This is a genomic window from Dehalobacterium formicoaceticum, from assembly GCF_002224645.1.
Lineage (GTDB): Bacteria > Bacillota > Dehalobacteriia > Dehalobacteriales > Dehalobacteriaceae > Dehalobacterium > Dehalobacterium formicoaceticum.
This window is the reverse complement of the sequence record NZ_CP022121.1, coordinates 1284905-1307319: the sequence shown is the minus strand read 5'-3', so window position 1 is coordinate 1307319 and position 22415 is coordinate 1284905. Positions and strand designations below refer to the sequence as shown.

Below are 22415 nucleotides of genomic sequence, written 5' to 3'. Positions count from 1 at the left end.
AATTCACTTCCGATTAATTTGGTCTCCTTTATGTTCACATTCAAAACAATAACCATATAGTTCCATTTTATGCCCGGTCACGGTAAAACCCTCTTTTTCTCCTAATGTTTCTCCTAAACAATTTAAGGGACAAGTAGACAAAGGAATAACTTTCTTACAGCCCAGACAGATTAGATTATGGGTATGGGGATCATTCTGCAAACGGTACCGCACCTTATCCTCAAAGAGGCCGGCTTTCACCACATAACCGGTATCCACCAGGGTTTTAAGATTTCGATAAACCGTCGCCAGGCTGGACACATTGTTTTCCGCCCGGATGCGTAAATAAATATCTTCAGCTGTTAAAGGATGCTCAGATTTGTCTAACACGGAAAGAATCGCTCGGCGCTGCTTCGTAACCTTATATCCCCGGGCTAAAAATTCCCGGGAAATCAAGTCCTCTCGATCCATGGATCTCCCTCCTTTTTCCTTTTTCCCTTTGTTTATCACGCACTACCCACCGTATGACCCCTATTGATAAAAGTTTCACTTTATCCGTAAACTTGTTTCTTGATAAAACTGATGATAAAGAAAAATGCGGCCACCAGGACTATGGTTGCCCCAGAGGCAGTGTCCCAATAAAAAGACAGAATCAGACCTGTAATCCCACTTACCAAAGAAATGATTATCGTTAGCAAATGATATTGTCTGATATTTCGCGAGAAATTCCGTGACGATGCCGCCGGAAGTACCAAAAGAGAATTAATAATCATAATGCCCAGCCATTGAATCGATACGGTCACGATGACCGCCAAAGCAACGGTAAATACCATCTCTGTCCGGCGTGCATTAACACCTCTGCTCCGGGCCAAAGAAGGATGGACGGTTAGCAGAACAAGGGAATTAAAGGAATAATACCAATATCCAATAAAAAGAACGGTGATCATGAAAATCAAGAAGATGTCTTCCGGCGTGATACTCAGGATATCACCGATTAGATAACCGGAATATTTGTTAAAGCCGCCTCCCCGGGAGAGAATTACGATCCCTAATGCCACGGCGACAGCTGAAAACACACCAATAACTGTATCCGTGGAAGTCATCGTAAGCTCTTTGACAAAAGAAACGGCCACGGCCATAAAAATTGCAAAAAGAACCATGGCTCCCAAAGGCTGATGAAGTCCCAGAATAACCCCAATTCCTATCCCTGTTAACGCGGAATGGCCAATGGTATCAGAAAAAAAGGCCATATGATTATTCACAACCATGGTGCCCAACATGCCAAATAAAGGGGTCACGATCAACACAGCCAGTAAAGCATTGAGCATAAAATGATGTTCTGCCCAGGAAAAAGGCAGTAGTTTTTCACCAAAAGCATACCATATTTCCAAAAAAACTTCTCCTTTCAGGTGCTTATCTCAAGGAAAGCTGATGGTTTTTTTCTAATGACTTAAGGCCGAAGGACTGAATCACCAGTTCATTTTCTAAAACCTCGTCCGGCGTGCCCTGACAAAGAATGGTTTTGTCTAAAAAAACCATCCGGTCTGCAAAATTCCCCATTAACTCAATATCATGAGAAACCATCAAAATAGAAAGGTCGTATTGCTTCCTGAAATCGGAGACCAACTTATAAAACAATTTACGGCCACTATAATCCACTCCGGATACCGGTTCATCCAAAAGGAGGAGCTCAGGTACCGGTTCCATGGCAAGAGCCAAAAGCACCCTTTGCACTTCTCCTCCCGACAGTTCCCCCAATCTCCGGTCAATCAAGTGCTCTGCTTCTACTATTGAGAGGGATTTTAAAGTTTTTTCCCGTTCCTGAGAAGAGGAAAAAATCCATAAAGGTTTTCTTAGATAGCGACTTAAAAATAAATCCTCCACACTTACCGGGGATCCGGGATCAAATTCTCCCCTTTGTGGGACATAGCCAACTAAAGGTCTGCGTCGATTTTTTTCCCCGCGGGATAGAAAGGTAATTTCCCCTTTAAAAGCAAGTTCCCCAATGATTGCCTTTAAGAAGGTGCTTTTTCCTCCCCCATTAGGTCCGATAATTGCGGTCAGTTCTCCACAATGGATATGTAAACAAATGTCATGGATAATAGTCTTTTTCCCTTTCGCAACGGACAGGTTATTAACCTTCGTACAGCACAGACCGCAATGAGCACAGGTCGCTGCCAGGGAAGGATAACAGCAATCATTCATTATTGTAAAGCCTCACCTAACACCTGTAAATTATCTTCCATAATCTGAAGATAAGCATCCTTATCGGCAGGACCGGTAACTGCGGGATCTAAATAATAAAGCTGGGCGCCGGTTTCCCGGGCAATGGTTTCCGCAGCTGTATCACCGTATTGGGGTTCCGCAAAAAGAACCTTGACTCCCGATGCTTTGACTACTTGAATCGTATCTGTTAATTCTCCTGGGGAGGGTTCAGATCCTGGCTCCCGCTGAATCACAGCCTGGATATTTAAGTCAAACTCGCGAGCGAAATAGGGAAAAGCTTCATGAAAGGTCACGATATCACGATTGTCCAAAGGATCGATCGTTTGATGCATTTTGGTTCTAAGCTGTTCCAATTTTTCTATATAGGTTTCCGTATTGGCAAGATATAAAGCAGCCCGATCAGGGTCTGATTCTGCCAGCTGTTGCCCAATATTTTTTGTTTGACTAATGGCTCCTGAGATACTCACCCATAAATGAGGATTACTCTCACCATCCGTTTCATTCTGTAATAGTTCCAGCCCTTTACTGGCATCAATCATTTTCATATTCGAGGAATTTTCTGTGATCTTATCGAGAAAAGATTCCATTCCTGCCCCATTTACAATCATAATCTGAGCATCCTGCAGATTCACCATATCACCGGGAGTGAGCTGATAATCATGAAGACAGCCTGTCGTGGGCTCGGTTAAATTAACTACCTCGACCCCGGGGATCCCATCTGTAATATTTAAAGCCATGATATACATAGGATAGAAAGAAGTAACGATCTTAAGAGGTGTCCCTTCCTCATCCTGATTCGATTGAACCGGAGTTCCCTCATTTCCGCCGGCACATCCGGTCAAGATCAGCAAGGTAACAATCAGCAACATACCTGCAATTTTTCTCTTCATTCTCTTCTCCTCTTCTGAATTTGAATAAGACTCATTCTCATTGCATTATTTATATTATCATACTAACCAAAATATAGCAATATTATTAAAAAATTTAGTTGCATATATTTTTAACATTTTTAACAAAAATTCCTGGCATCAGACAAATTTTTCTTTGTCTGATCCAGGGGGTAAACAGGGGACGGTTCTTTGTTTTGAACACATGTTCAAAACAAAGAACCGTCCCCTGTTTACCCTAATTAATTTTGAGGGAAGGGAACTGATCAGAAAAAAAGGAGACGTGCTGCCTGTGCCACGATAAAACAGATCAGAATACCCGTGACCGTAGGTATCATAAAAGCCAGCAAAGTCCATTTCCAGCTCTTAGTTTCTTTCTTAATTGTCCAAAGAGTGGTACCACAGGGATAATGCATCAAGCTAAACAGCATCACACATACCCCTGTAAGCCAAGTCCAACCATGATCTATCAAGAGGGCTCGAAGTTCCGTCAAGCTGCTTAATTCCAACATGCTGCCAGTGGAAAGATAGCTCATAATCATAATGGGGATGACAATTTCATTGGCAGGCAGCCCCAGAATAAAAGCCATTAAGATATATCCGTCTAAACCGATAAGAGCGGCAAAGGGTTGTAGAAACTGGGCAAATTGATTCAAAATACTGCTGCCTCCCAACTGGATATTGGCCATACACCAGATGAACAGTCCCGCCGGTGCTGCCACACATACCGCCCGCCCTAAAACGAACAAGGTTCTATCCATGAGGGAACGAACCAAAATTCGTCCCAATTGTGGTTTGCGATAAGGGGGGAGTTCCAAGGTAAAGGAAGAGGGAACACCTTTTAAGATCGTCTTCGATATCAATCTCGAGATCGTCAGGGTCATCACTACTCCCAGCAATATTACGCCAACCATCGCCAAGGTTGATACCAGGGAACGATAAGGCTCTGCCACCAAACCACCGATAAAGATGGAAGATATCGCAATTAAGGTGGGAAAACGCCCGTTACAGGGAACAAAATTATTAGTGAGGATGGCGATTAACCTTTCCCGGGGCGAATCAATGATGCGGCAGCCAATAATTCCTGCTGCGTTACAGCCAAAGCCCATACACATGGTAAGTGCCTGTTTTCCATGGGCACATGCTCTTTGGAAAAAGCCATCCAGATTAAAGGCGATTCTCGGTAAATATCCGGAATCCTCCAAAAGGGTAAATAAGGGGAAAAATATTGCCATGGGAGGAAGCATCACGGAAACCACCCAGGCCAATGTCCGGTATACCCCCAAAACAAGGGCATCATGCAGCCACCCGGGTGCGTGTACCATCGCAAAAAATACAGTCAGCTTTTCTTCCACACCGAAGAGGAGCGAAGATATGACTTGAGAAGGATAATTTGCCCCCACAATTGTCAACCAAAATATCAAGGCTAATAATCCGATCATAATGGGAATCCCAAGAATTTTTGAGAGCAAAATACGATCCATTCTCCGATCAAATTGATTAACCTTGGGCTTTTCAAATTGCACCACCCCATTTTGGCAGATCTCCTCTGCCTTTTGCACGAGACTGGAAACAATTAAATCCCTGAATTTTTCTTCATGAATGCCCTGGTCACTTAAATATTTTTTTGTCCGGACTAATGATTCTGCCAGTTCCTGGTCTTCATCCAGCTTAATTCCAAGAAATTTTTCCAGGGAACGAATAATTGTTATTTCTCCATCCAATAGTTTTATCGAAACCCAACGACTGTTAATTTCATCGCCAACCACTTTTTTTACATTGGGCTCAATTCTTCTGATGCTTTCTTCAATCACAGGATCGTAAGTAACGCGAAGGGGCACGGTCATATTCCTGTTTTGTGCAACATCATCCACTGCTTTCATTAAATCATTTAATCCGACGCTGTTTCGGGCATTGGTACCGATAACCGGGACACCTAGAGCAGTCTTAAGGCGGGAAAGATTAATGCTAATTTTTTTGCGGGCTGCTTCATCTATTAAATTAACACAAACTACCACTTTGGGAGTGATCTCTAGAACTTGCAAAACTAAATTCAGATTTCGTTCCAAACAAGTAGCATCCGTGACAATCACCGTGGTGTCCGGTTTCCCGAAACAAACAAAATCCCTGGCCACCTCTTCTTCCATAGAATTTGACATTAAAGAATAGGTGCCGGGAATGTCCACCAGAATAAAGGATTGACCTTTGTATTCATATCGGCCTTGGGCATTGGCCACAGTTTTACCGGGCCAGTTCCCCGTATGTTGATTTAATCCGGTTAAGCTGTTAAAGACAGTGCTTTTTCCCACATTGGGGTTTCCCGCCAAGGCAACGACCCGTTCGTGGTTAAAGCTTTCTCTTCCGATCACATGATTTATGACGCCCAAACCCGTAGACTGATTGGTTAAGCCCATTCCTGACTTTCCCTCCTTTAGCTCAGCTATATTGCTCCACTAAAATTTCTGATGCCAATTCAGCCCTAAGAGCGATGACAGCTCCCCGAATATAATAGGCTGTAGGATCCCCGGAAGGGCTTTTGTGCAAAGCCTCAACCGAAGTATTAATAATCATACCCAGGTCCAGCATTCTTCTGCGCACACTTCCTTTAGCTGTAATCTGTTTTATTTTACCAGCCTTTCCCAAAGGCAATTGACTCAGGCGCACTAAATTACCGGCCACAAAAATTCCCCCTTCAAAGAACTTCTCGGAATCAATATATGTGGGAAAAAGAAAATTGCGCATCCCTTACAGGAAAGAAAAAAAGTAAACAGCTTGATCTGTTTACTTTTCCATTGACAGCTATAGTATTGGTTATCTTTAATATCCGCCGCAGCCATTAAATCTTCTCAATAATTATTTTATGATCTACTAAGGACAGCTCTTTGATCGTTCCTGCAATCATTTTTTTCTGACCGAAAATATTCTCTAAATACAGTTGATTGTCCATCGGTACAACCTTGTCCACACCTTCCAAAAACAATTCTTCAACTCCATCCTGTCTGACATAAGCATTTGCCTCACACATGAATTTCATCCCCCAGTCTATGATTTTCTTTTGATGCATGATTCATTTAATTAAATAACCAGGAATATTCGAAAGATCCTTAAACCTTATTTTGAAATTGCCGGCAGGAGGTATGCCGTGCTCCTGCCGGCATGATAAGAAGGAAGTTCAAATCTCCGGCCCTGCTCAGGAACCGGAATCCTGAAAAATAAAAAACCATGAAGAAATAAATGACTGGGATCCGCCCCGCCAATAACCTTCATGGTTAAAATTATCAATATGCAATTGTCTAAAATAAAATCTTTTAAATCCTTTTAATCATGAAACTTTGTTTCTACAAAGCCTACTTTTAATTTATCATAAATCAGATAACATAAAATGTCAATAGGATAATTTTTGTCAGCATCTGCAAGATATTTGACCTTATCATGAAAAATCAAATAAGATCCAAAACCTCCGTGATGCTGGCCACTTTGAGGGCGCCATTTTCAATCATTTGTTCAATTAAACATGCCGCCTTGCCCCCGGTAAAATCCTGCCGATTAAAATCACTTTGCTGCACAATAATAACTTTTTTATGTTGATGCTGATGGGCATCAAAAACCTGTTCAAGATTGGCAATATTCCCTTCACCAAAAGGAACAGGTAAGACAACAATCAAATCTGCCGCCGCAATCAACTCTTGATTCGTCCGAAGCGCTTCCTGGGAAATGGGTGCGAAAGGAACTTCCTCCGATATTTGCGCATTGATTTCCCCTGCCTTTTTCCAGTCAGAATCTCCCACATTTAACACACCGCAGCTGATCTGATACCCATACTGATGCAATTGTTCCATTAAATAAACGCCGCTGCCCCCGCCGCACACAAGATGGATTCTTACATTTTCTTGATGCTTGTGTTTTTTTCTTATTTTGCTTAGAGGAACGATATTAAGCCTTCCGGTAATCTCATTGGTAGAAACCGCTACCTCAACATGATAGATCTCACGTATCATTTCCGCGGTTAACACTTCATGGGGTTCTCCATAGGCCTTAATTTTACCTTCGCTTAAAAGAATATTTTTTTGACTGAACTGAGCCGCAAGATTTAGATCGTGTAAGACAGCAATAACCGTTAATCCATTGGTACGATTAAGATCCGCCATCAGTTCCAATAATTCCAACTGATGCTGCAGATCCAAATGAGAGGTGGGCTCGTCTAATAAGATCACCTTTGGTTCCTGGGTCAAAGCCCTGGCTGCAATCACCCTTTGGCGCTCTCCGCCGCTTAATTCATTGATCGCCCGATCCCTAAGATGCCAAACATTTGTCAGCTCCATAGCGTGTTTGGCAACCTCCAGATCATGCTCACTGTCTCCCTGAAACCTTTTTTGATGAGGCATGCGACCCATGAGTACCGCCTCCATCACGGAAAAGGGAAATTCCGCCCCCGTATCCTGTGGAACGACCGCCATCTTCTGCGCCAGAGTTTTTCTTTTTATCGTAAAAATATCCTGGCTTTCTAAAAAAACCGCTCCCGTATCCGGTGTCAGTTCTGCCGAGATGTTTTTTAATAAGGTAGATTTGCCTGAACCATTGGGACCCAGAATACTGACAAAACTCCCTTTTTCTATTTCAAAGGTAATCTTTTCTAAAATATTTTCAGTACCATAACGAAAGGTAATTTCTTTCCCTTCGATCGCATGCGTCACAAAAAATTCCTCCTAAAAAATGCTATCCTTTTTCTTCTTCAATAGATAAATGAAAAAAGGACCGCCGAACATGGCTGTGATGACCCCAATGGGGATCTCCATAGGGGCAAAAAGAGTTCTGGCAGCCGTGTCCGTAAGTACCATAAAGATCCCCCCGACAAAAAAGGACATAGGAAGCAGGATGCGATGATCCGGCCCCACCAACATGCGCACGATATGGGGAATGATTAACCCAACAAATCCGATGATCCCGCATACAGCCACGGCGCCTGCTGCCGTCAGGGAGGCCAGTACCAGAATAATAATTTTTACTTTTTCTAAATCAATGCCCAAATGATGGGCGGTACTGTCTCCGAAAACCATAGCATTCAGCTCTTTGGAGAACAGCATTAAGAGGAGTACACCGACAATGATTAATGGAGCGGCAATCAGCACGTGCTCCCAATTTCTGTTAGCAAAACTTCCTAACAACCAAAAATAAACCTTTTCCATTTTTTCTGCATTCATAACCATGAGAAATGAGATCATGGCTTGTAAAAAAGAACTGAGGGCAACCCCTGCCAAAAGTAAGGTGGAGACAACCACCTTATTACCTACTCTACCCAGAGTGTAAACAAGAAAAGTCGTAAGCAGTGCACCGCAGAAACTAAAAAACGGAATACGTAAAAAACCTAAGAAGCTTCCCATGCCGGTTACAATAGCCAAGGTTGCACCCAGAGCTGCCCCGGAAGATACACCGATGACAGATGGGTCCGCCATCGGGTTTTTGAAAAATCCCTGGAAAGTAGCCCCCACCACACCTAAGGCACCCCCCACCAGTCCTGCCAAAATCACCCGGGGCACTCTGAGGGACCAAATTATGGTCAGCTGAACCTGAGAATATTGCTCTAAATTAATCCAACGTTGAAAAAAAGGGATCTTAGCAAGAATGATACCCATGGCATCTCGGAAGGAAAGTTCTGCCGGCCCAATAGTTATGGTATAAATACTAATTAAGACCAAAGCAATACTGCAAGATATCAATAATGCTTTCCAATGTTTTCGTTTCTCTTTAAAATTCATTTAATTTCTCCATTAAGGTCATTACAAAAATCAGCATAAATGCGATATCATCCTAAATCCGAAAGAAGAACTTCTTGCTTCAGAGTATAGGATGATTGGTCTATTTTGGGACTATTCTTTGCAATCCGGTTAATTATTCTTAAAAACCTCCGGATGGATAATCTGAGCCATTTCTTCCAATCCTTGAATTACCCGGGGACCGGCCCGGCTAATCAGACTGTCATCAACCGTAAAAACCTGATCATTTTTAACCGCACTTAATACCTCATATCCGTTTCTCGTTTTAATATCCTCCGGCGTATGGCTGTGTGCATTGATTATATAAATATCCGGATCTGTTTCCAGTAATTTTTCCATGCTGTAAGTATAAAATTCTTCATCCGTTTCACCTGCCACATTCGTACCCCCTGCCGTTTCAATAAGATTATGAATAAAGCTGGTAGATCCGGCCGACATTAAGGGATCATCCCAAACTTCAAAGAAAACCTTGGGTTTCGGCTGATCTTTTACTTTAGTAATAATTTCATCCATTCTTTGTGTCATATCGTCGACAATTTCCTTGGCTTTTTCATTTTTATCAGTGATTTCACCGGCCAATTCAATATTGTCCAGCACCTGCTGAATGGTTGCCGATTCTAAAACAACGACAGGAAGATTTAATTCTTCCATCTTGGTAATCAATTCTTCCTGCACGCCTGCCGAAGCAAAAACGAGATCAGGATCCTTAGACAGAATAAGCTCTACGTTGGGATCCTTAAATCCCCCAACCTTATCCTTTGCCAAAGCGGCTTCCGGGTAATCACAATAATTAGAAACCGCAATAATTTCCTGATCCAGGCCCAAAGCAAAGAGAATTTCTGTGATTGCCGGGGAAATGGAAACGATTTTTTTCGGGGTTTCTTTAATGACAACCTCCCGTCCGACACTATCGATAATGGTAGTCCCGGTCTTAGTTTCCGGCATACTAACGGTGCAGCCCAGAGAGAGACTGAGCATCAGTATGAGAATTGCCAATAGAAACATGTTTTTTTTCATAATTAAAACTCCCTACTAATTCTATTTGTTTTATAGCTATTATTATAAGTGATTTATCATGGAAAAGCACTTCTTTATTTATATTTCTATGAATATGCAAAATCCCCGTATAATTCCTATATAACTTATATAATTGGCATTGCTAAATAAAGGTGTTCCATAAGATATTTAATAAAATAAACTTGGGTACTTGATAATAAATCCAATATCTGCTATTCTGGTTTTGATCAACTAACAGATTGTGTCTATTATTAGATATATGCTGAATGATTTAAACAGGATCGAAGAAACTTCAATAGCTTTTTAAAAATCAAAGGGGGGAGAAGAGGCATGGATATGAAGGAATATGATAAATATTACCAGATGGTAACAGATGTCTGCACATCTTATTTCATTGAAACTAATGATGGGGATTTGATTTCTTTGTTAATGCAATTGATGGATATCGATGGATTACCCATGCATTGTCCAGTGCATCATTATATCGTGCCGGCAGCATTACTGACTGTCTGCCGCTATAAGCAGGGTCGTGACATTACTATTCTGGAACGTGATCTGGAGGAAGCCTTAAGCCGCGCCCATAATGTTTTAGGAGGCTTTTGCGGCTATTACGGCGCTTGTGGAGCAGCGGTCGGATTAGGAATTTTTTTGAGCATTATGACAAACAGCTCTCCCCTCTCCAGAAAACCTTGGGGGTATCTTAACCGCGCAACGGGGCAGGCTTTGCTTGATATGGCAGAATTGGGCGGACCCCGCTGCTGCAAAAGGACCTCGTTTACTGCCATAAAAAGCGTGCTTCCCCAAATAAATGAAGTACTTAGGCTTGATATTCAGATTAAGGAACCAATCGTTTGTCATTACCATGAAAACAATAATGAGTGCCAAAAGCAACGATGTCCCTATTGGCCGACTGACAGAGAGAAATACGAATGCAAAATAACTGATGATTTATAAGATGTGAAAAAGCACAACAAAATGTTGTGCTTTTTTCGAACATATTTAAAATATTTTATTCAAAGATTGTAGCTCCGGTAATTTCGGCGCCCAAAGCATCCACTGCTTTTTTAACCAAACTTCTTCTTAGTGTATGCTCATCCTCGGCATTGAGATTGGGATTTCCCACCGGGTAGGGAATAGCGATTGTGGGTACGATTCTATTGGCCCCTACTGATTCGGAAATCGTCGTGATTGTTGCCATGTGGACAATCGGAATACCGTATCTTTCGATTTCTTTTACCATCGTTGCTCCGCAACGAGTACAGGTACCTCAGGTGGATGTGAGTATAACCCCATCTACACCGGCCGCTTTTAATTCAGCACCAATTTCGGTTCCAAATTCTCTACCCTTGCTTACAGCTGTACCGGTACCGGTAGTGGTATAGAAGAATTCATAAACCTTGCCAATGTATCCTTCCTTTTCGAATTCTCTTAGAATATCCAAAGGAACTACACGGTCGGGATCTTCATTGGCATAAACCGGGTCAAAGCCGCCATGAGTGGTGTAAAAGTCAGGAGCAACAAGTGCATCCTTTCCTGCGACATCATATTTACCCCATTTTTGGGCACTAGCGGATTGAATATGGTCCGGGTTACCTTCCGGGACAATACCTCCGGTAGTACATAAAGCAATTGTTGCTTTACTTAAATCTTTGATAGCAGGAGCCGGATCTACCACATCAAAAACAGGCATGGGCATTTCTGTTTCAAAAGGCTGACCTTTTAATCGCGCAAGCAACATTTCCACTGCACGTAAGGAACCTCTTTTTTCGACAAAAAGGGTTTTTCTCATGCCACGGGGAATGTATCCTTCCTCCTCGGGAGATCCTACTTCCAAACCTTTGGCCAATTTATCAGTAATGGCTGCCATTAAGGGAAGTGCTTTTCTCATACCACCGGCAGTATCAGTGGTCGCGATGATATAAGCTACATCCTTGCAGACATCTACGCCTGGGTTTTCAATATACATACCGGTTACCACAGGAATTTTCATTTCTGCAGCGACAGCCTTGCAGATTTCTGCGCAGGCAACACCATATCGTCCGGCATTAAAAGCAGGACCGGCGACAAAAACATCAGGGGCAATTTCCTTGACTTTATTCAAAATAAAGGACATCGCATCTTCTTGATTTTCGTTAAAGTAGTTATCACCACAGATCAGAGTTCCCACTACTTCGCCCTGGCCGTTAAGTGCTCCTTCAAATCCCACAGCCGGACCCACCTTTTCAGCCCGATATTCCGGCGCCATTCCGGCTTTGTCTTCTCCGCCGACCTGACCGAAAAATTGATTGACATAGTATAATACTTTATATTTATCAGACATCAAATTTCCTCCTTTCATCAATTATTTAATATAAGCGACAGGTAACATTATGGAAACCAATTTCAGAAGTTGCTCCGATGACCGCATTTAATTCGCACATCAGTGTACCGTCTTCCAATAAGGCACCTTCCCAACCACCTGCTAAAACTGCAATAGAGGCGGCATTGCCAATTACTTTTTCTGCCGGTGGCAAGGTAACTACATGACTCACGTTTCCACCGGAAACAACAGCAACCGCTTCTTTGGCAGTATCAGCCAAAGGTTGATCCATGCCATCTCTACCCGCACATTCGTCAGTAATTAACTGAGTAATAATGCCGGCATCTTCACATTTCTTACAAATCATCAATAAGTCGGAATCCGGGTTTCCATAACCTTCCTCTGAAACCATAACGGCATCTGCTCCAAACATTTTGGCAAGCTTAAGAACATAGGTAGAAACACGAAGTTTCCCGGCTAAGGTCGTGTGCTCAGGCACCATAATGCAGCCCAGGAAGTTAATTTCTTTACCGTGTTGAGCATAAAGATCTTCAATGACACTGTTGTTTTGATGCTGATAGGTGGTAATCTTGTCGCAGGCAGCAACACAGTTACCGCTCACCACAGCATTATCTAGTTCTTCAAAAGGATGGAGAACCGTGGGCAAAATCGTCTGAGCATTAACACCATAGATATAGGTGTCATGAAGAAGTCCCTGAGTAATCATCATTTCAGCATAGAGCACCTTGGGCAGTTTGGGATATTTTGCAGTTTCTTCAAAAATATTGCCCATCTCATACGTAATAACTTCGTCCGGAGTAAGATCTTTTCCGGCGAGGCCAACATATTCTCCAGCCTTTAAACCTGCTAAACGTACAGTTTCTTCGTGAACATGCGGCGCCAAACCATCGACAACGGAAATATCCACGGTTAAATTAAGGGTTTTGGAGAAAGGAGTCCACTTGGCACCTTCGCCCCACATGTCAATAACACCTTCCTGAAAACCAACAACATCTCCTATTGTGACAACAGCAGCGCCAAAAAGAACATTAGTCTTGCCTTCACCGCATTGAGCTTGTTTTGAGGTAACTCCGGGAAAGCCATTGTTTCCACCCTCAATTTTTACGCGCGGTTCAATGACGTCTTTTACAGGAATAATTCTAACCTTATCACCGGGCTTGGCAACATCTAACTTGACATCTTTAATTCGATCGTCTTCTTTTAGTTTCGCGATTAAACCTTCACTGTTAACGGTTAAAACTCCCTCTTTAACAGAGTTTTCTGTACCTAATTGAATATCTTTGATGATAATTCTTCCAATTTCCAGTTTCAATATTGTCACCTCCTAAAAAATTTAACTAATTCTTTTTTTATCACCAAAATGCTTGTTGTTCGGACAAAGCCGATTCCAAAAGAATTAAATCAATATTTTGATAATCGTCATGATGAGTCATATCTTTCTTTCTATGGTCTGTGTGCAGCTTGTACTTAATGATACTGTCTTCAATGATTTGCGCAGATAAAGGATCAACTTTCTCTAAACGTTTTCCGATAATAACGGAACGATATGGAGAATACATCAAGCGAATACTTGCTGCCAAGGGATGACTGATTAGCTCATAACCATCATGAACCATATCCCTTACTTTAATGAAAGTGTCCTCTACCGAACCATCAACAAAAAATATGTTTTCGAATTTTTCCCGCACAACTGGGTTATTGGTGATGATTATGCTTTTCAATGAAGTCTCTCCTCTTTACAGGTACTCATTTGCCTTAAGTAATTCGACGGATTTTTCCTGATCTTCCGGAGCAATCATCACAATCGGTCCGGTACAACCCATTCCGCTTTCCGCATAGATGCCGGCTTTCCATAAAACTAATACCGCATCCTCTAATTGCATGACATCAATGCCGGGAATGGCTTCCGTAACAGGTTTTTTCGGTGGAGCTGCCACTTCACTGCTCTCAACCGGTTTTGTCGTTACTGCACATTCTAAAGTTTTAATCAGATTATCCCAGCCGGCTTTTTTGGCCATGGCAAATTCGTCCTTTATTTTGTCCAGCAATTTACCCTTGGCACAGTCTGCCGCAAATCGAATCGCACCGGAAATGACCGGAGCGCCCGATGCACGGGAGATAATGCAGATAATTCTGTCATAAGCTTCTCCCACGCCAGGTCCGTATCCGGAGCCTAAAGATTCATAGCTTCCCCCGGTACTATAAGCGGAAAAAACCTTCATTAATACATTGCCCGTTAAGCTGTCTAGAACCATGATGTCTGGAACACCCATGAGAAGATCATTGCCTCGCATCATCACGCCGCCGTCTGCTCGTGCCGATTCGACGAATTGGATGGGGTATCCCCCTTCCTGGAGTTTCTTTAAGGATCTTTCAACCTGTCTAGCCCCGTCAATATTCAAAATACCCACCGTTGGATTACTCTTCCCGCATGCTTTTGCGGCAGCAATACCATAAATAGCATTTCTCAACATGGCAGATACTCGCTCCGTGGCTGAGGTGCCGGTGGTAGTGGCTAATAACATTTCTTTTCCTTTAGCAGGAGTTAAAACTTTACCAATGGTGGAAACACCGATGGGAAAGCTGTAGTGCATGGTCACAGCTGCATCCAGAGATCCATTTAAAAGTAATTGATCCATTTTGGCATGAGCCTCTTTTTCATCTGCCGCCTCTACTGTTTCCAATTGAGTTTCTACACCGCTGCCAATCACCACAACCTGGAGATCAGGATTTTGACTTTGAGCCAATTCCGCACCGCAAACTAATTCTTGCGGCCCATGCTCACTGCCCAAAACGGTCAGTCCCACTCTGATTTTCTTTCCAAAGGATCCTGTTTCCAAGCCATGGGCTATATCTTCAAATACATCAGCAATTGTTTCTCTGATCTGGTTTACACCCAAGATTTCACCCCCTTTAGGGTTTTTGCATCGGGACTATTTATTCAACTCGGAAAGCTTTGGCAAAATCCCGCATTGCCTCTGCAATCATTGACCTTACTTCTTCCTTGTTAAAACCGGCTTCATTTGATATACCGCTGTTCTTTTCCATGATAAAGGAAACACCGTCAAATAGGTTGGTCAATCTGCCCAGGAAGAGACTTCCTTTCCCAATAACCATGGCTCTTTCTATTTTTCCTTCCTGAATCATATCACGAGCATGTCCTACGAAAGGAACTCCGGAAGGAATATGTCCCTGGGTAGGAGCAAAACCGGACATACCAAAATTATTAACTGCATTCAGCAGATCCGCTTTTCCCAATTCGCCTCGTTTCACAGCCAAGGCACCAATCATTTTATAATTTGCTAAAGGAACATCACCTGCTCCAGCTGGTTCAGTAATTTCCGGGTTTTGCATTTCTGCCGAATAACGATCAACGTCGGGTATCTTGTAGCCCAGCTTATCTAATGGATCTGCAACAATAGCCGTCATTACAGCCTGAGGTGAAGCACCGGACCCTATTCTGTGACGCCCGATACCATCGGTACGAATCACCGGGCTCTCTCCATCATTTTCCGTAATATGAATGGCAAATGTACCCAGCATATCTTCCAGTGCAGGCATTCCCTTCTTAACGTGATCTTTAGAATTCATGCCCAGCTTAACCGAGGATCCTCCTGCCACTACTACAATGTTTTTATAAATACCTGATTGAGCCAATGCTGCAGCTTCAACGATTCCATGAGCAGGACCGGCACAGAAACTTCTGGTATCAGAACCGGTAGCATTGACACAACCACAGTATTCCCCGATTGCTTTGGCAAAATTACCTCCGCCTCTTTGGTTCATATCACCGCATGCTTCTTCAGAACATTCAATAATATATTCCACTTCTTCAGCTTGCAGAGATGACTTAGAAAGCAATAGTTTCAAGGCAAATACCGCGGAAGCCTTGCTCACAAGATTCTCAAACATAACATGATCTGATAACGCTTCATCAAACTCATGAGCCTTCTTCACACAGCCAACAAGCTTGCCTTCAAAATACAAAGGCTGTCCCATATGTTCTGCTACTAATTTACTGATTTCATCCACATTTGCCGAATTCTTTGATAATTTGTCTGAGTCTTTAATATCTCCTAAAACCGGATGGGCAGCAATTTTCTCTTTTACAATTTTCTGGAACTTTTCTTCTAATACCACCAAATCAAACACATCAACAATTTTCATCAATCCAAGAAATTCATCTTCCGGCATAATTTCGCCGTATTTCCCATCCCGGGAAGCACCGGAAACCGGTGCTTCGTACCAGGGGCGGGGAATTTCTTTTAATGCATCAGGAGTCAAATTGCCGATATATACTTGATTAGGAGGATAGCTTACGGCATCCTGAAAACTCCTGAGATGCTCAGGCAGTTTCTGCAGATGCTCTGATTCCGGGTTTTTGCGCCGTTCCGAGGTTTGTGTGGAGCCATGATGAATAACCATTTCATTAGCCTGTATCAAAGCATAGGCGGCACCTTTTACAACCGGAAAGCTCATGAAAACACCTCCAATTAACCTCGATAATTCTTAACTTCCTTTACAATTTCATCAACATCGAGAACCATTTCCATCATACTGATTTGTTCATCATAAACAGCTGCATCCACTTCATCCTTGAGTTCAAAAATATGATATGATTTAAGTCCCAACGAGACTCCGGATAATGGACCCGCAAAAGTAGGATCACCGGTAGCTACGGTTTCAGCTGCGAGACCGGAAGCTTCTGCTTCCGCTCCGCCTAAAACAAGGATTAAATCCTCATTTCCGTATTTTTCCGCTAAATCTTTGATCCTGGCTTGGTTTTCAAGATCCATTGCTCCAGCCGCCGTTCAGACAAAGCATTCTGTTGTCGAGAATACTACTTCTGCACCGGCGGATTTGACGCATTCTTCAATGGCCGGTCCGGGAATCCCGTCACGGTCACCAACAATGGCAATTTTTTTGCCTTGCAGCATAGTGCATGCCCCTTTCTTTATTAATATTTTATTTTTTATTTTGTTCTCTTGATTGAGAAACAAAAATTTCTACTATAATAATTCATTCAATTTTGCTTCAACATCTCCAATGGTAATTTCTTTGACCAATTCGTCAATTTTCTCCCCATTTCGATAGAAAGCAATGGTGGGTAATCCTAAAACCTTTTGACTAATGGAAAGTCTTTTATTACTGGTTGTATCCAGACTGCAGAATTTTGCCTTATCCTGGTACTGTTCTGCCAAGGCATGAACATGGGGCATCAGGGCCTTGCATGGTTCGCATTTTTCATTCCAATAATCAACTACCACTAAACCTTCCGCTTGTAAAACCTCAGCTTCAAAGTTATCTTTTGTTACTTCAATCATTTTAGTAACCTCCTTGATATTATATTATTAATAAAATACTTATTAATCTTCCAGATATCTTTCTGCCTGGGTTGCTGCAATAGCACCGTCAGCAGCAGCCGTGATCACCTGACGCAAGGATTTTTTCCGCAGGTCACCGGCAGCAAACACTCCCGGAATATCTGTCTTCATATCATCATCCGTCAAGATATAACCGTTCTCCATCTGAACCTTGTCTACAAACAAGCCGGTTTGAGGTACGAAACCAACAAACACAAAGACACCAAAAGTGCCGTCTTCTTCAGGAGCAATAATTTCAGACTCTTCTCCGGTTTTAACATTCTTAACTACCATGCTTTCCAGAATGCCGTCACCCTTTAGTTCTGTGATCACAGAATCCCATAAGAATTCGATTTTAGGATTGGCAAAAGCCTTATCTTGTATGGTTTTCGCAGCGCGCAGCTCATTTCTGCGGTGCACAATTGTAACCTTTCTGGCAAACTTTGTCAGATACAAAGCCTCTTCCACTGCGGAATCTCCCCCGCCGACAACATATACTTCCATATCCTCAAAAAAGGAAGCATCACAGGTGGCACAGTATGATACGCCTTTGCCGATTAGCTCCTTTTCACCGGGACAACCGATGGGGCGCGGGAAAGCTCCTGTAGCCAGAATCACAGTCTTCGCAAGATATTCCTCATTCTTACCGATAACTTTTTTAATCTCACCCTTAAGTTCTAAATCGATAACGGTATCATATGCCTTGGCTGCATTGAAATGATCTGCCTGCTGCACCATCCGTCCAATTAGGGATGGTCCGGTTTCCCCCTCAATACCTCCGGGATAGTTTTCAATTTCCGAGGTGATGACAATTTGTCCCCCGGCCTTTTCCTTTTCTATAATTAAAGTGTCTAACTTGGACCTTCCGGCATAAATACCTGCCGCTAATCCCGCCGGACCTGCCCCGATAATAATCAAATCATATACCTTGCTCATTTGAGCGCACCTCCCTGATTTTTTTAATATGTCCTTTCAAGAAATATTCTAACCAATAATTGAATAATAATTGAAAATACACTTTGTATTTTAGTAATATTTATGATGTATTTTTATGATATACTTTCGCTAAAAAACGCCGAAATCCTCCTCAATGATAAAAAATTTTTAAGTTAATACTTTCACTAGTAATTTTCATTATTAACAATATTATAAGCAAGAACTATGCCAAAAACAATCATGCCCCGCTATAAAAATTCCAAACCGTTGCCAGCCATGTTTTTTGTCATCTAAAAGAATATGCTGCCTCCAAAATTAATTAATTATGGCAATAATTAATTAATAATTAGGAAAAAATTTTCCCACTGTTGCAATAAATTTCATGGTGAAATGCTTTTTAAAAGGACAATAGGTTTATTTTGCACTTTCAGAAAGTATAATTGCAACTAAGGCTTCCGCCGGCGCCAAAGGTCCTCATTTAATGCCATAATCAGTGATTTTATTAAATAATTGTCTTCTGCTAATACCAAGAACGCGTGCTGCTTCTGAAATGTTATGATTGCATGTTCCTAAAACTTTTTCGATATAATTTGCTTCTACCTTTCTTCTCATTTCCCTAAGGTGGATAATATTCCCCTGACCTTCGTCCCTTGGATCTGACTTAATTTCAGGCAAATCTCCGTAATAAATCACACCATCCCGGGATAAAACAACCAATCTCTCGATAATATTTTTCAACTCCCTAATATTACCTGGATAATCATAATATAACAAAAACCTTCTAACGGCCGGTTCAATATTAGTTACGATAATATTATGCTCTTTCTGGGATTTTTTCATGAAAAAATCAATTAAAATGGGCAAATCCTCTTTCCTGCTTCTAAGAGGGGGAATATCAATTGTAATGGTACTAAGCCGATAAAAGAAATCCTCTCGGAAATTGCCGTCAAAAATTTCTTGCGTCAGATCTTTGTGTGTTGCAGATATTAAACGAAAATCAACAGGTATTGACTCATTGCTTCCTAATCTTTCTATTCTTCTGTTTTCAATTGCCCGCAAGAGTTTTACTTGGGTTGATAGAGGAATATCCCCCACTTCATCTAAAAATAATGTCCCCCCAATAGCAGCCTCAAATCTACCTTTTCTTCTTTCGATAGCCCCTGTAAAGGCTCCTTTTTCGTGTCCAAATAGTTCTGACTCCAAAAGTCCCTCGGCAAAGGCCTGACAATGGACAGGAACAAAAGACTCTGCCGATCGGCTGCTGCACTGGTGGATATATTGGGCAAAAATTTCTTTACCCACTCCGGATTCTCCTAATATTAAAATATTGACATTGCTTTGTGCCGCTCTCTTCGCAATATCCATTACCTTTCTGAACTGATCATTATTGGTTGATAGTACAAAGGAGGGGAAATCATTTGGAGCGGCAGTTTTGTCAGAATGTTCCTGCACCTCCATATCCCCACCTTTAATGTTATTTATTTCCTTAATTAATTCATCCGGATCATTACCTTTAATAAAATAGGAATAGGCGCCTTTTTTCATGGCTGCAACGGCATTTTCAATAGTTCCGTATCCTGTGATAATAATCACCTTCAGCGCACCATGCTCATGCCTTATCTTCTCTAGCAGCTCTATGCCATCCATCCCCGCCATCATTAAATCTGTTAAGACTAAATCAAATGACCTTTTTCTTAATTTATCCAAAGCTTCAAAAGCACTTGCTGCAGTTTCAATCTGACAGCCTGCTTCCTTTAACATGAGTTCTAGCACTTCTCTATAGTCTGGCTCGTCATCAACTACAAGCACTCTAAAAGGTCGATTATTTATTTTCATTGCAGCCACCACCCCCCAATGGTAATTTAATGTAGAAAGTAGTTCCTACCCCTGGTTTGCTGAATGCTTTTATTTCTCCTCCACACTTTTGAACCTCATTAAATACAATATATAATCCTAAACCGGTTCCTTTTCCCGGATCTTTAGTTGTAAAAAAAGGGTTGAAAATATCCTTTAAATTATCTTGTTCAATCCCAATACCATTATCAATAAATTTAATAAATAGGGTATCATGATCAATATTACACCTGATAATCAAACTGCCTCCTTGGGGCATGGCATCGACAGCGTTTGAGATGAGATTTGTGATGATATGCTTTAGTGATTCTTGATTGAGATACCCCGATAAATCATCATCACAATAAACATTATAATCAATATTTCTAGTTTTTAAAGCTTTTTCCTCCAAGGCTAAAATATTTACCATGAATTCTCTAATCTGTATTTTTTCCACTGTATTACTGGATATTCGGGAGAAGTTCAACAAATTATTGATGATGCCGCTAGCCCTCTCAACGGAATTTTCAATAACTTGTATTGATTTCTCCAGCTTCCCCTGATCAGGACTATTTTTTAATAAGTAACAATAATTCCTGATTAAGCCAAGGGGATTTCTAATCTCATGGGCCACACCCGCCGCTAATTGTCCAACAGCAGCCATCTTGCGGTCCTGCAAAAGCTGTTGTTCACTAATTCGAATTTTGGTAATATCCTCAATCATAATAAGTATACTGGGAATAATTTCATCCTTTAGGGGGAATGTTGTGATTTTATAAATTCTTCCTTTCCCGCTATATTCCAGAGTTTGACGATGTTCTTTTTTAGACGTATTTTTGATAATTTCACTAAAATCATCAGGCAAAACGATCTTCTGAAAATCCATTAAGTTCCGCTTTAATGCCATCTCTTTATCAATACCCAGGAGGTCGCAAAAAGCATCATTGACATTTTGAATAGTAAAATCCCGATCAATTACAATCATTAAATGGGTTAATCCATCAAAGGTAATCTGAAGCTTTTCCCGGCTGATATTCAATTCATTTGTTCTTTTTTCTACTTCTTTTTTTAAAAGGCTGTTCCAATGATAAAACAAATAAGATATTAAAAGCAGAATACTTAAGAATACGGTAATCATTAAGGTTATCTTTTGGTATAATTTTTCCGAGGATGAAGGAATAGAAATGCCAAACCATTTTTGCTGAATTTTATTCAACAATTCCTTTTGTTTTAGGATACGAATGCCTTTATTTAATATTGATAAAAGAGTCTTTTCGGACTTGGGAACCGCCAAAGCAACACTCTGCTCATACATAATATTGTCAAGGATTTTTACATTATCTTTAGCCCGGAGTTGATCACGGTAATAAATAATCACAGGTTCATCACCAACAACAGCATCTGCCTGGCCATCCTGAAGGGTTAAAATTGCCTCCTGAATATTTTTTGTATTAATAAATTGAATATTATTAATACGGGATTGCAAAAATTCCAGCGCATAATCGCCTTTGGGCACAGCTACCACCTTTCCTGTTAAATCCTGGTAGTCAGCAATATCCTGTTCATCGGATGGCACCAGAATTGCCCCCCTTAACAAATATACAGAATCCGTAAAATCAAATTCCTTTTCCCTACTCTCGGATGGAATCATATCAAAAAAATCTGATTCTTTACGAGATAGCTGAATTAGAGCCTCATTCCAGGAGTCAGCGGGCTTAAAATCGAATTCTACCCCTAATTCAAAGGACAAAGCAGTAATGTAATCGACTATAAAGCCTGAATATTGTCCGTTTTCCTCATCTACATAGCGTAAAGGAGGAGAGCTATAATCAGCTCCGTAAATTATTTTATTGCCATGGTTTTTTAGCCAGTTTCTTTCTTCTTCAGTCAATATGGGTTGGTCTTTTAAACGCTCAAATAAACCTGTGCCTGATTCTATTTGTAAATACATATTGACAAATACCAAAGTGAGAAGAATGGAGATTATAACAACATAAAAGACCTGTCTCTTCATACAGAACATCCTCGCAAAAATATGGTATAAAATTCCTTCTTATCCATTCTAGTCCATTAAACATAG

21 protein-coding genes are annotated in these 22415 nt (G+C 41.3%); 1 reads left to right on the top strand and 20 read right to left on the bottom strand.

All coding sequences use genetic code 11. The annotated features are described in order from the left end of the window. Window positions 1-3: 3 nt before the first annotated feature. The 10 genes from CEQ75_RS06425 to CEQ75_RS06380 all read right to left on the bottom strand — a co-directional run bounded on the left by CEQ75_RS06425 (window position 4) and on the right by CEQ75_RS06380 (window position 9883). Window positions 4-450, bottom strand: a complete 447-nt coding sequence (locus CEQ75_RS06425) for a Fur family transcriptional regulator (RefSeq protein ID WP_089609595.1) — start codon at window positions 448-450, stop codon at window positions 4-6. Window positions 451-530: 80 nt separating this feature from the next. After that, window positions 531-1370 (bottom strand): metal ABC transporter permease, encoded by an 840-nt coding sequence (locus CEQ75_RS06420; protein ID WP_242965390.1) that lies wholly within the window; start codon window positions 1368-1370, stop codon window positions 531-533. 22 nt (window positions 1371-1392) lie between these two features. Further along, a complete protein-coding gene (locus CEQ75_RS06415; protein ID WP_089609594.1) occupies window positions 1393-2184 on the bottom strand; it encodes a metal ABC transporter ATP-binding protein in 792 nt (263 codons plus the stop codon). Then, complete coding sequence (locus CEQ75_RS06410) at window positions 2184-3095, bottom strand: metal ABC transporter substrate-binding protein (RefSeq protein ID WP_089609593.1); 912 nt, start codon at window positions 3093-3095, stop codon at window positions 2184-2186. Before CEQ75_RS06410 ends, CEQ75_RS06415 begins: the two co-directional genes overlap by 1 nt. A gap of 263 nt (window positions 3096-3358) precedes the next feature. Further along, a complete protein-coding gene (feoB, locus tag CEQ75_RS06405) occupies window positions 3359-5506 on the bottom strand; it encodes a ferrous iron transport protein B (RefSeq protein WP_089609592.1) in 2148 nt (715 codons plus the stop codon). Window positions 5507-5528: 22 nt separating this feature from the next. Beyond that, a complete protein-coding gene (locus tag CEQ75_RS06400; RefSeq protein WP_089609591.1) occupies window positions 5529-5771 on the bottom strand; it encodes a FeoA family protein in 243 nt (80 codons plus the stop codon). A 157-nt stretch (window positions 5772-5928) separates the two neighbouring features. Beyond that, window positions 5929-6117: a CooT family nickel-binding protein gene (locus CEQ75_RS06395; protein ID WP_089609590.1), complete on the bottom strand. Its 189-nt coding sequence runs from the start codon at window positions 6115-6117 to the stop codon at window positions 5929-5931. 415 nt (window positions 6118-6532) lie between these two features. Beyond that, the gene (locus CEQ75_RS06390) at window positions 6533-7786 is read right to left on the bottom strand and encodes a heme ABC transporter ATP-binding protein (protein WP_089609589.1); all 1254 of its coding nucleotides are present in this window, start codon (window positions 7784-7786) and stop codon (window positions 6533-6535) included. Window positions 7787-7798: 12 nt separating this feature from the next. Continuing rightward, window positions 7799-8848: a FecCD family ABC transporter permease gene (locus tag CEQ75_RS06385; protein WP_089609588.1), complete on the bottom strand. Its 1050-nt coding sequence runs from the start codon at window positions 8846-8848 to the stop codon at window positions 7799-7801. A 129-nt stretch (window positions 8849-8977) separates the two neighbouring features. Beyond that, window positions 8978-9883, bottom strand: coding sequence for an ABC transporter substrate-binding protein (locus CEQ75_RS06380; protein ID WP_242965389.1), 906 nt, complete (start codon window positions 9881-9883; stop codon window positions 8978-8980). A gap of 330 nt (window positions 9884-10213) precedes the next feature. On the opposite strand from CEQ75_RS06380, the gene CEQ75_RS06375 reads away from it, so the two are divergent. Beyond that, window positions 10214-10837, top strand: coding sequence for a DUF5714 domain-containing protein (locus tag CEQ75_RS06375; protein ID WP_089609586.1), 624 nt, complete (start codon window positions 10214-10216; stop codon window positions 10835-10837). 55 nt (window positions 10838-10892) lie between these two features. Here CEQ75_RS06375 and CEQ75_RS06370 read toward each other — a convergent pair whose 3' ends face one another. The 10 genes from CEQ75_RS06370 to CEQ75_RS06325 all read right to left on the bottom strand — a co-directional run bounded on the left by CEQ75_RS06370 (window position 10893) and on the right by CEQ75_RS06325 (window position 22349). Further along, window positions 10893-12203: a glycine/betaine/sarcosine/D-proline family reductase selenoprotein B gene (locus CEQ75_RS06370; RefSeq protein ID WP_089609585.1), complete on the bottom strand. Its 1311-nt coding sequence runs from the start codon at window positions 12201-12203 to the stop codon at window positions 10893-10895. Window positions 12204-12228: 25 nt separating this feature from the next. Further along, on the bottom strand, window positions 12229-13515 hold the full coding sequence (locus tag CEQ75_RS06365; protein ID WP_089609584.1) for a glycine/sarcosine/betaine reductase component B subunit: 1287 nt from the start codon (window positions 13513-13515) through the stop codon (window positions 12229-12231). A 40-nt stretch (window positions 13516-13555) separates the two neighbouring features. Next, complete coding sequence (locus tag CEQ75_RS06360) at window positions 13556-13924, bottom strand: GrdX family protein (RefSeq protein ID WP_089609583.1); 369 nt, start codon at window positions 13922-13924, stop codon at window positions 13556-13558. A 15-nt stretch (window positions 13925-13939) separates the two neighbouring features. Further along, window positions 13940-15103, bottom strand: a complete 1164-nt coding sequence (gene grdD / locus CEQ75_RS06355; protein ID WP_089609582.1) for a glycine/sarcosine/betaine reductase complex component C subunit alpha — start codon at window positions 15101-15103, stop codon at window positions 13940-13942. Between the two features lie 37 nt (window positions 15104-15140). Next, window positions 15141-16682 (bottom strand): glycine/sarcosine/betaine reductase complex component C subunit beta, encoded by a 1542-nt coding sequence (gene grdC / locus CEQ75_RS06350; protein ID WP_089609581.1) that lies wholly within the window; start codon window positions 16680-16682, stop codon window positions 15141-15143. A 14-nt stretch (window positions 16683-16696) separates the two neighbouring features. Beyond that, complete coding sequence (gene grdA / locus CEQ75_RS06345; RefSeq protein ID WP_089609580.1) at window positions 16697-17140, bottom strand: glycine/sarcosine/betaine reductase complex selenoprotein A; 444 nt, start codon at window positions 17138-17140, stop codon at window positions 16697-16699. Window positions 17141-17212: 72 nt separating this feature from the next. Further along, window positions 17213-17527, bottom strand: coding sequence for a thioredoxin TrxA (gene trxA / locus CEQ75_RS06340; RefSeq protein WP_089609579.1), 315 nt, complete (start codon window positions 17525-17527; stop codon window positions 17213-17215). Between the two features lie 42 nt (window positions 17528-17569). Next, the gene (gene trxB, locus CEQ75_RS06335) at window positions 17570-18502 is read right to left on the bottom strand and encodes a thioredoxin-disulfide reductase (protein WP_089609578.1); all 933 of its coding nucleotides are present in this window, start codon (window positions 18500-18502) and stop codon (window positions 17570-17572) included. A 474-nt stretch (window positions 18503-18976) separates the two neighbouring features. Beyond that, complete coding sequence (locus CEQ75_RS06330; protein ID WP_089609577.1) at window positions 18977-20338, bottom strand: sigma-54-dependent transcriptional regulator; 1362 nt, start codon at window positions 20336-20338, stop codon at window positions 18977-18979. Then, window positions 20325-22349, bottom strand: coding sequence for an ATP-binding protein (locus CEQ75_RS06325; protein WP_198306650.1), 2025 nt, complete (start codon window positions 22347-22349; stop codon window positions 20325-20327). The genes CEQ75_RS06330 and CEQ75_RS06325 overlap by 14 nt, the downstream gene beginning before the upstream one ends. Between the last annotated feature and the right edge of the window lie 66 nt (window positions 22350-22415).